The 8,105-nt window shown below is 59.1% G+C and carries 7 protein-coding genes, 1 other RNA gene and 1 pseudogene; all 9 read left to right on the top strand.

The features are described 5' to 3' along the window. Positions 1-256, top strand: an RNA gene (gene rnpB / locus ACRESJ_RS17310) — RNase P RNA component class A; the annotation flags it as partial. Positions 257-610: 354 nt separating this feature from the next. Next, positions 611-1,066 (top strand): division/cell wall cluster transcriptional repressor MraZ, encoded by a 456-nt coding sequence (gene mraZ / locus ACRESJ_RS17305; protein WP_007917012.1) that lies wholly within the window; start codon positions 611-613, stop codon positions 1,064-1,066. After that, complete coding sequence (gene rsmH / locus ACRESJ_RS17300; protein ID WP_431758986.1) at positions 1,063-2,010, top strand: 16S rRNA (cytosine(1402)-N(4))-methyltransferase RsmH; 948 nt, start codon at positions 1,063-1,065, stop codon at positions 2,008-2,010. The genes mraZ and rsmH overlap by 4 nt, the downstream gene beginning before the upstream one ends. After that, positions 2,007-2,300 carry a cell division protein FtsL gene (ftsL, locus tag ACRESJ_RS17295; protein ID WP_431758985.1) on the top strand — a complete coding sequence of 98 codons (294 nt, stop codon included), beginning with the start codon at positions 2,007-2,009 and terminating at the stop codon, positions 2,298-2,300. Before rsmH ends, ftsL begins: the two co-directional genes overlap by 4 nt. Further along, positions 2,300-4,039: a peptidoglycan D,D-transpeptidase FtsI family protein gene (locus tag ACRESJ_RS17290; protein WP_431758987.1), complete on the top strand. Its 1,740-nt coding sequence runs from the start codon at positions 2,300-2,302 to the stop codon at positions 4,037-4,039. Before ftsL ends, ACRESJ_RS17290 begins: the two co-directional genes overlap by 1 nt. Further along, positions 4,039-5,502, top strand: coding sequence for a UDP-N-acetylmuramoyl-L-alanyl-D-glutamate--2,6-diaminopimelate ligase (locus tag ACRESJ_RS17285; RefSeq protein ID WP_431758984.1), 1,464 nt, complete (start codon positions 4,039-4,041; stop codon positions 5,500-5,502). Before ACRESJ_RS17290 ends, ACRESJ_RS17285 begins: the two co-directional genes overlap by 1 nt. Continuing rightward, positions 5,495-6,862: a UDP-N-acetylmuramoyl-tripeptide--D-alanyl-D-alanine ligase gene (locus tag ACRESJ_RS17280; RefSeq protein WP_431758983.1), complete on the top strand. Its 1,368-nt coding sequence runs from the start codon at positions 5,495-5,497 to the stop codon at positions 6,860-6,862. The genes ACRESJ_RS17285 and ACRESJ_RS17280 overlap by 8 nt, the downstream gene beginning before the upstream one ends. Then, the gene (mraY, locus tag ACRESJ_RS17275) at positions 6,862-7,944 is read left to right on the top strand and encodes a phospho-N-acetylmuramoyl-pentapeptide-transferase (RefSeq protein WP_431758982.1); all 1,083 of its coding nucleotides are present in this window, start codon (positions 6,862-6,864) and stop codon (positions 7,942-7,944) included. The genes ACRESJ_RS17280 and mraY overlap by 1 nt, the downstream gene beginning before the upstream one ends. A gap of 6 nt (positions 7,945-7,950) precedes the next feature. Next, positions 7,951-8,105 (top strand): annotated as a pseudogene (murD, locus tag ACRESJ_RS17270) (UDP-N-acetylmuramoyl-L-alanine--D-glutamate ligase); the annotation flags it as partial.

The following is an 8,105-nucleotide window of genomic DNA, read 5'->3' as shown; positions in this document are numbered from 1 at the left end:
GAGCCTACGGAAAGTGCCACAGAAAATAACCGCCTAAGCGCTTCGGCGCCGGTAAGGGTGAAAAGGTGCGGTAAGAGCGCACCGCACGTCTGGCAACAGGTCGTGGCTAGGTAAACCCCACTTGGAGCAAGACCAAATAGGGTCCCAAGGCGTGGCCCGCGCTGGGACCGGGTAGGTTGCTAAAGGTGTCCAGTGATGGCCATCGTAGACGAATGACTGTTCAAGACAGAACCCGGCTTACAGATCGACTCTCCACCTTTTTTCCTTTCTTCTGCTTAAATCATTTGGCAGGTGCGTGATAGCAATTTCCCTCCTTTAGAAAACCTCAGCAGAAGCACTTTTGTAATACCGAAAAAATCTTACTCTTAATAAATTACTTTAACTTCCGAACGCAGCCGTCTGTGCTGATTCAAGTTATTGGGCGGATTCATCTGCCGAAATATCGTTCCCCCTCCTTTGATGCTCCTAAATCTCAGTTCTGTAAGGCTTTTCCTTTAATGCGCGCCTTGACGGTGTGGTGGGCGCATTCCTATAGTGTGCGCAAGTGGCGGAAAGTGGCATGAAGTGGGTTTTTTGAACGCAAAACGCTAATATTTGGAGAAACGCTGTCGTGTTTCGCGGAGCCAACGCTATCAGTCTCGATGCAAAGGGCCGTCTCGCCATGCCGAGCCGGTACCGTGACGAGCTCGATTCGCGTAGTTCCGGTCAGTTAATCGTCACCATTGATGCCGTTGATCCGTGTTTGTGTGTTTACCCCCTCGATGAGTGGGAAATTATTGAAACCAAACTGCGCGCACTGCCTTCGCTTCGCGAAGAGAACCGCCGTCTGCAACGGTTACTGATTGGTAATGCCGTCGACCTCGAGCTCGATGGCAGTGGTCGTTTTCTGGTTCCACCACGTCTTCGTGAATATGCCAAGTTGGATAAGCGCGCAATGTTGGTAGGCCAATTGAACAAGTTCCAATTGTGGGACGAGGATGCCTGGAATGCGGTTTCTGCCGCTGACCTGGCTGCTATTCAACAACCGGGCGCGATGCCTGATGAACTGCGTGATTTGATCCTGTGACTATTGATAGCGGCTTTAACCACATCACCGTACTGCTTGACGAAGCCGTCGAGGCTCTCGCCGTACGTCCTGATGGCTGCTATCTGGATGGCACGTTCGGGCGCGGTGGGCACAGCCGATTGATCCTGAGTCTGCTCGGTCCGGGTGGAAGATTGCTGGGATTCGACAAAGATCCTCAAGCGATTGCCACCGGGCAGACGCTAGCGGCCGAAGACGGCCGCTTTGTCGTTGTGCAGCGCAGCTTTGCCGAGCTTGGATCCGAAGTTGCCGAACGTGGTCTGAACGGCAAGGTCAGCGGCATTTTGCTTGACCTTGGCGTGTCTTCGCCGCAGCTCGACGACCCTGAGCGCGGTTTCAGCTTCCTCAATGATGGCCCTCTCGATATGCGTATGGACCCGTCCCGCGGGATCAGCGCCGCCCAGTTCGTCAATACCGCGCCTGTGGAAGAAATCGCCCGTGTGTTCAAGGAATATGGCGAGGAGCGTTTCTCGGGGCGCATGGCCCGTGCCGTGGTCGAGCGCCGTGACATCAAACCGTTCGAGCGTACCGCCGATCTGGCTGAAGTGTTGAAAGTCGCCAACCCGGCTTGGGAAAAGGGCAAGAACCCTGCAACCCGTGCGTTCCAGGGCCTGCGTATCCACGTCAACAACGAATTGGGCGATCTGGAAGCCGGCCTCGAAGCCGCTCTGGAATGCCTGGAAGTGGGTGGTCGTCTGGTGGTCATCAGCTTCCACTCGCTGGAAGACCGTATCGTCAAACTGTTCATGCGCAAGCTGGTGAAAGGCGAAGCCGACAACCTGCCGCGCAACCTCCCGGTTCGACACGTGGCTTTCGAACCAAAAATCAAAATCCATGGCAAAGCGCAGACGGCCTCCGACGCCGAACTCAAAGCCAACCCACGTTCCCGTAGCGCTGTCATGCGTGTGGCGGAGAAGCTGCGGTGAGCAAGCTTTTCGCCAAGCCACTGCCCGGCGGAAGCTTTTTCATGCTGCTGCTGTTCGTGGGCGTGCTCATTTCGGCCATCGGCGTTTCCTATAGCGCGCACTGGAGTCGCCAGTTGTTGAACTCGCTCTACAACGAGTTGAGTGTGCGCGACAAGGCGCAAGCTGAGTGGGGACGATTGATTCTGGAGCAGAGTACCTGGACCGCCCATAGCCGCATCGAAGTGCTGGCCACCGAACAGCTGAAAATGCGCATTCCCGGCGCCGCCGAAGTGCAAATGGTGGCGCCATGATGAAACTCGAAGGGGCACTCTTTCCCTGGCGTTTCCGTCTTGTGCTGGGCTTGCTCGGCGTCATGGTGGCGGCGATCTCCTGGCGGATCATCGATCTGCAAGTGGTCGACCGTGACTTCCTTAAAGGTCAGGGTGACGCGCGCAGCGTTCGCCACATTCCAATTCCCGCCCACCGCGGCCTGATCACGGACCGTAATGGCGAGCCATTGGCTGTGAGTACGCCAGTGACCACCCTGTGGGCCAACGCCAAGGAAATGCAGCTTGCCAAAGAGAAGTGGCCAGCGCTGGCTGCCGCACTGGGGCAGGATCCGAAAGCACTGGCCGAGCGCCTTGAAGCTCAGGCGAATAAAGAATTCATTTACCTGGTGCGCGGGCTGACGCCTGAGCAAGGTCAGGCTGTGCTCGACCTGAAGGTCCCAGGCGTCTACGGCATCGAAGAATTCCGTCGTTTTTATCCGGCCGGCGAAGTTACCGCTCATATGGTCGGCTTTACGGACATTGACGATCACGGTCGTGAAGGGGTCGAACTGGCCTATGACGAATGGCTGGCCGGGGTGCCCGGAAAGCGGCAAGTCATCAAGGACCGGCGCGGCCGCTTGATCAAGGATGTCCAGGTCACCAAAAACGCCAAGGCCGGAAAGCCCTTGGCGTTGTCCATTGACCTGCGCCTGCAATATCTGGCCAACCGCGAACTGCGCAACGCGATTATCGAGAACGGCGCGAAGGCTGGCAGTCTGGTGATCATGGACGTGAAGACCGGCGAGATCCTCGCCATGGTCAACCAGCCGACCTACAACCCGAACAACCGTCGCAACCTGCAACCAGCGATGATGCGTAACCGCGCGATGATCGATGTGTTCGAACCGGGTTCGACCATGAAGGCGATCTCCATGAGCGCTGCCATCGAAACCGGGCGCTGGAAGCCAAGCGACAGCGTCGAGGTGTATCCGGGCACGCTGCAGATTGGCAAGTACACCATCAAGGACGTATCCAAGACCGAAGGCCCGGTGCTGGACATGACCGGCATTCTGATCAATTCCAGTAACGTCGGCATGAGTAAGGTCGCGTTCGATATCGGCGGTGAAACCATATTCCGTCTGGCACAAAAACTTGGTCTTGGCCAGGACACTGGCCTCGGCTTCCCGGGTGAACGCGTCGGCAACCTGCCGAACTACCGCGAGTGGCGCAAGGCCGAGACGGCCACGCTGTCCTACGGCTACGGCATTTCCGTGACCGCGATCCAGCTGGTTCACGCCTTCTCGGCCCTGGCGAACGATGGTCGCCTCGCACCACTGACACTGATCAAAACCGACAAAGCGCCACAAACCACCCAGGTGCTGCCGGAAACTGTCGCGAAAACCATGCAAGGCATGCTGCAACAAGTGATCGAAGCCCCGCGCGGTGTATTCCGGGCGCAGGTGCCGGCGTATCACGTGGGTGGCAAGTCGGGTACTGCGCGTAAGACATCGGTCGGTACCAAGGGTTATGCCGAGAACTCCTACCGCTCTCTGTTCGCCGGTTTCGGGCCGATGAACGATCCGCGCTACGCAATCGTTGTGGTTATCGATGAGCCCACCAAGGCCGGCTACTTCGGGGGCCTGGTATCGGCTCCGGTGTTCAGTCGCGTGATGTCCGGGACCCTGCGCCTGATGAACGTCACCCCTGACAACCTGCCACCTGTTCAACAAGTCAACGCCACCCCGGTCGTTCCGCTGAAAGCCAATGGAGGGCGCGGCTGATGTCATTAAGTCTGAATAAAATCTTCCCCCACGCCGGCCACGATCTGTTGATCCGTGAACTGGCGCTGGACAGTCGCAACGTACGTGCAGGTGATCTGTTTCTCGCTGTACCGGGCGGTAAATTCGACGGGCGTGCACACATCGGTGATGCGCTGCAGCGCGGTGCCGCCGCCGTGGCTTATGAAGTGGAAGGCGCCACGGTGCTGCCGATCACTGACGTGCCATTGATTCCTGTCAAAGGTCTGGCGGCGCAGCTGTCGGACATCGCCGGACGCTTTTATGGCGAACCGAGCCATCACCTGAATCTGGTCGGCGTGACCGGCACCAACGGCAAGACCAGCGTGACTCAGCTGGTTGCCCAGGCGCTGGACCTGCTCGGTCAGCATTGCGGCATCGTGGGCACGCTTGGCTCCGGTTTTTATGGCGCGCTGGAAAGCGGTCTGCACACCACGCCCAATCCAATTGCCGTGCAAGCGACCTTGGGTGACCTGAAAAAGGCCGGTGCCAAAGCAGTCGCCATGGAAGTCTCTTCCCATGGCCTGGATCAGGGCCGCGTCACCGCACTGGCGTTCGATGTGGCGGTGATGACCAACCTGTCTCGCGATCACCTGGACTATCACGGCACCATGCAGGCTTATGGCGAAGCCAAGGCCAAGCTGTTTGCCTGGAACGATTTGAAGTGCCGGGTGGTTAACCTCGACGACGAGTTTGGCCGGCAACTGGCTGCCGAAAAACGTGAGTCGCGCCTGATCACCTATAGCCTGCTCGATAGCAGCGCTTACCTTTATTGCCGCGAAGCGCACTTCAACGATGAGGGTGCGCGCGCCACGCTGGTCACGCCCCAGGGCGAACACCATTTGCGCAGCACCTTGCTGGGTCGTTTCAACCTGAGCAACGTACTGGCCGCTGTTGGCGCCTTGCTCGGCATGGATTACGCGCTCGACGAAATTCTCAAAGTGCTGCCGAAACTCGAAGGCCCGGCCGGGCGCATGCAGCGCCTCGGCGGCGGGACTCAGCCGTTGGTGGTGGTCGATTACGCCCACACCCCGGATGCCCTGGAAAAGGTCCTGACCGCTCTGCGTCCCCACGTCAAAGGCCGTTTGCTGTGCCTGTTCGGCTGTGGTGGCGACCGTGATCGCGGCAAGCGTCCGCTGATGGCGGAAGTGGTCGAGCGACTGTCCGACGGCGTACTGGTCACCGATGACAACCCGCGTACCGAAGACCCGGCGATTATTTTCGACGACATCCGCGCCGGTTTTTCCGCTGTGGATAAAGTCACCTTCGTGGCAGGTCGTGGCAAGGCTATTGCCCAATTGATCGCTGAAGCTTCGGCGGATGACGTGATTGTGCTCGCGGGCAAAGGTCACGAGGACTATCAGGAAATCAACGGCGTACGCCACGCTTTCTCCGACCTGGTCGAGGCCGATCATGCCCTGACCGCCTGGGAGGTGGCCCATGCTTAAGGCGCTGAATCTGAGTGAACTGACCAGCGTGCTCAATGGCCGTTTGATCGGTGCGGATGCCAGCTTCGACGGTGTCAGCATCGACAGTCGTGCGATCAAGCCGGGTCAGCTGTTTATTGCGTTGGCCGGGCCGCGCTTCGATGGCCATGACTATCTGAATGATGTGGCAGCCAAAGGCGCCGTGGCGGCATTGGTCGAGCGCGAAGTGGCTGATAGCACCTTGCCGCAACTGTTGGTCAACGATACCCGCCAGGCCCTCGGCCAGTTGGGTGCGTTGAACCGCAAAGCTTTCACGCATCAGGTCGCGGCCATTACCGGCTCCAGCGGCAAGACCACGGTCAAGGAAATGCTCGCGAGCATCCTGCGTACCCGCGGTTCGGTGCTGGCCACTCGTGGCAACCTGAACAATGACCTCGGCGCTCCGTTGACCCTGCTTGAACTGGCGCCGGAGCACACCGCCGCCGTGATCGAACTGGGTGCTTCGCGCCTGGGTGAAATTGCCTACACAGTCGGCATGACCAAGCCCCACGTGGCCATTCTCAACAACGCCGGGACTGCCCACGTTGGCGAATTCGGCGGCCCGGAAAAAATCGTCGAAGCCAAGGGCGAGATTATTGACGGTCTGGCTGCCGATGGCGTCGCCGTTCTCAATCTCGACGACAAGGCATTTGGCATCTGGAAGGCCCGCGCCGGTGATCGCAAAGTACTGACGTTCGCGTTGAGCAATACCAGCGCTGATTTCTACGCCAGTGAACTGACCACTGATGCCCGCGGTTGCCCCGCGTTCAATTTGCACAGTCCAGAAGGTATGGAGCACGTGCAACTGAACCTGCTCGGCACCCATAACGTCGCCAATGCCATGGCCGCTGCGGCTGCGGCCCATGCGCTGGGCGTTTCGCTGTTCGGTATCGCCGCGGGTCTGGGCGCGGTGCAACCGGTCAAGGGCCGGACTGTTGCGCAACTGGCCACTAATGGCATGCGCGTGATCGATGACACTTACAACGCGAACCCCACCTCCATGTGCGCCGCCGTTGATATACTCGCCGGCTTTTCCGGCCGCACCGTTCTGGTGCTCGGGGATATCGGCGAGTTGGGCGATTGGGCGCAGCAGGGTCACCGCGACGTGGGTGAGTACGCCCGTGGCAAGGTTTCTGCGCTGTACGCCGTCGGGCCAATGATGGTTCACGCCGTCAACGCCTTCGGCCCACAGGCATTTCACTTCAGCACACAGGCTGAACTGATCAAGGCCCTGGGCGCTGAACAAGACACAAACACCACCATTTTGATCAAGGGCTCGCGCAGCGCTGCGATGGAAAACATCGTTGCCGCTCTGTGCGGATCCAGTCTGGAGAAACATTAATGCTGCTGCTGCTAGCGGAGTATCTGCAACAGTTCTACAAAGGCTTCGCGGTCTTCCAGTACCTGACCCTGCGCGGGATTCTGGGTGTACTGACCGCGCTGGTTTTGTCGCTGTGCTATGGCCCGTGGATGATCCGTACCCTGCAGAACCGTCAAATCGGTCAGTCCGTTCGCAACGATGGTCCGCAATCGCACCTCTCCAAGTCTGGCACCCCGACCATGGGTGGCGCGCTGATTCTGTCGTCCATCGGCGTCAGTACCCTGCTGTGGGCTGACCTGAGCAACCGTTATGTCTGGGTCGTGCTGCTGGTGACCCTGCTGTTCGGCGCCATCGGCTGGGTCGACGACTACCGCAAAGTCATCGAGAAGAACTCCCGTGGCTTGCCGAGCCGCTGGAAGTATTTCTGGCAGTCGGTGTTCGGCCTGGGCGCGGCGATCTTCCTTTATATGACTGCTGCCACGCCGGTGGAAACCACGCTGATCCTGCCGATGCTCAAGGACCACAGCATTCCCCTGGGGATTGGCTTCATCGTCCTGACCTATTTCGTGATCGTCGGCTCCAGCAACGCGGTCAACCTGACCGACGGCCTCGACGGCCTGGCGATCATGCCGACTGTGATGGTCGGTGGTGGCCTGGGGATCTTCTGCTACCTGTCGGGTAACGTGAAGTTCGCCGAATACCTGCTGATTCCATACGTGCCGGGCGCGGGCGAACTGATCGTGTTCTGCGGCGCATTGATCGGCGCAGGCCTGGGCTTCTTGTGGTTCAACACCTACCCGGCGCAAGTCTTCATGGGTGACGTCGGTGCGCTGGCACTGGGCGCGGCCCTGGGCACCATCGCAGTGATCGTCCGTCAGGAAATCGTCCTGTTCATCATGGGCGGCGTGTTCGTGATGGAAACCCTGTCAGTCGTCATTCAGGTTGCCTCCTTTAAGCTGACCGGTCGCCGTGTGTTCCGCATGGCACCGATTCACCACCACTTTGAACTCAAGGGCTGGCCCGAGCCACGCGTGATCGTCCGTTTCTGGATCATCACCGTGATTCTCGTGCTGATCGGCCTTGCCACCCTGAAGCTGAGGTAGAAATTCGTGTCCCTGATCGCTTCTGACCACTTCCGCATCGTTGTCGGCCTCGGCAAGAGCGGCATGTCCCTGGTTCGCTTCCTGGCGAACCGGGGCGTGGCGTTTGCCGTGGCCGATACGCGGGAAAATCCACCGGAACTGGCCACGCTCAAGCGTGACTA

It is taken from the genome of Pseudomonas sp., assembly GCF_050739655.1.
Classification (GTDB): domain Bacteria; phylum Pseudomonadota; class Gammaproteobacteria; order Pseudomonadales; family Pseudomonadaceae; genus Aquipseudomonas.
Note: the sequence above shows the minus strand (reverse complement) of the source record. Positions and strands in the feature narration are given on the sequence as shown.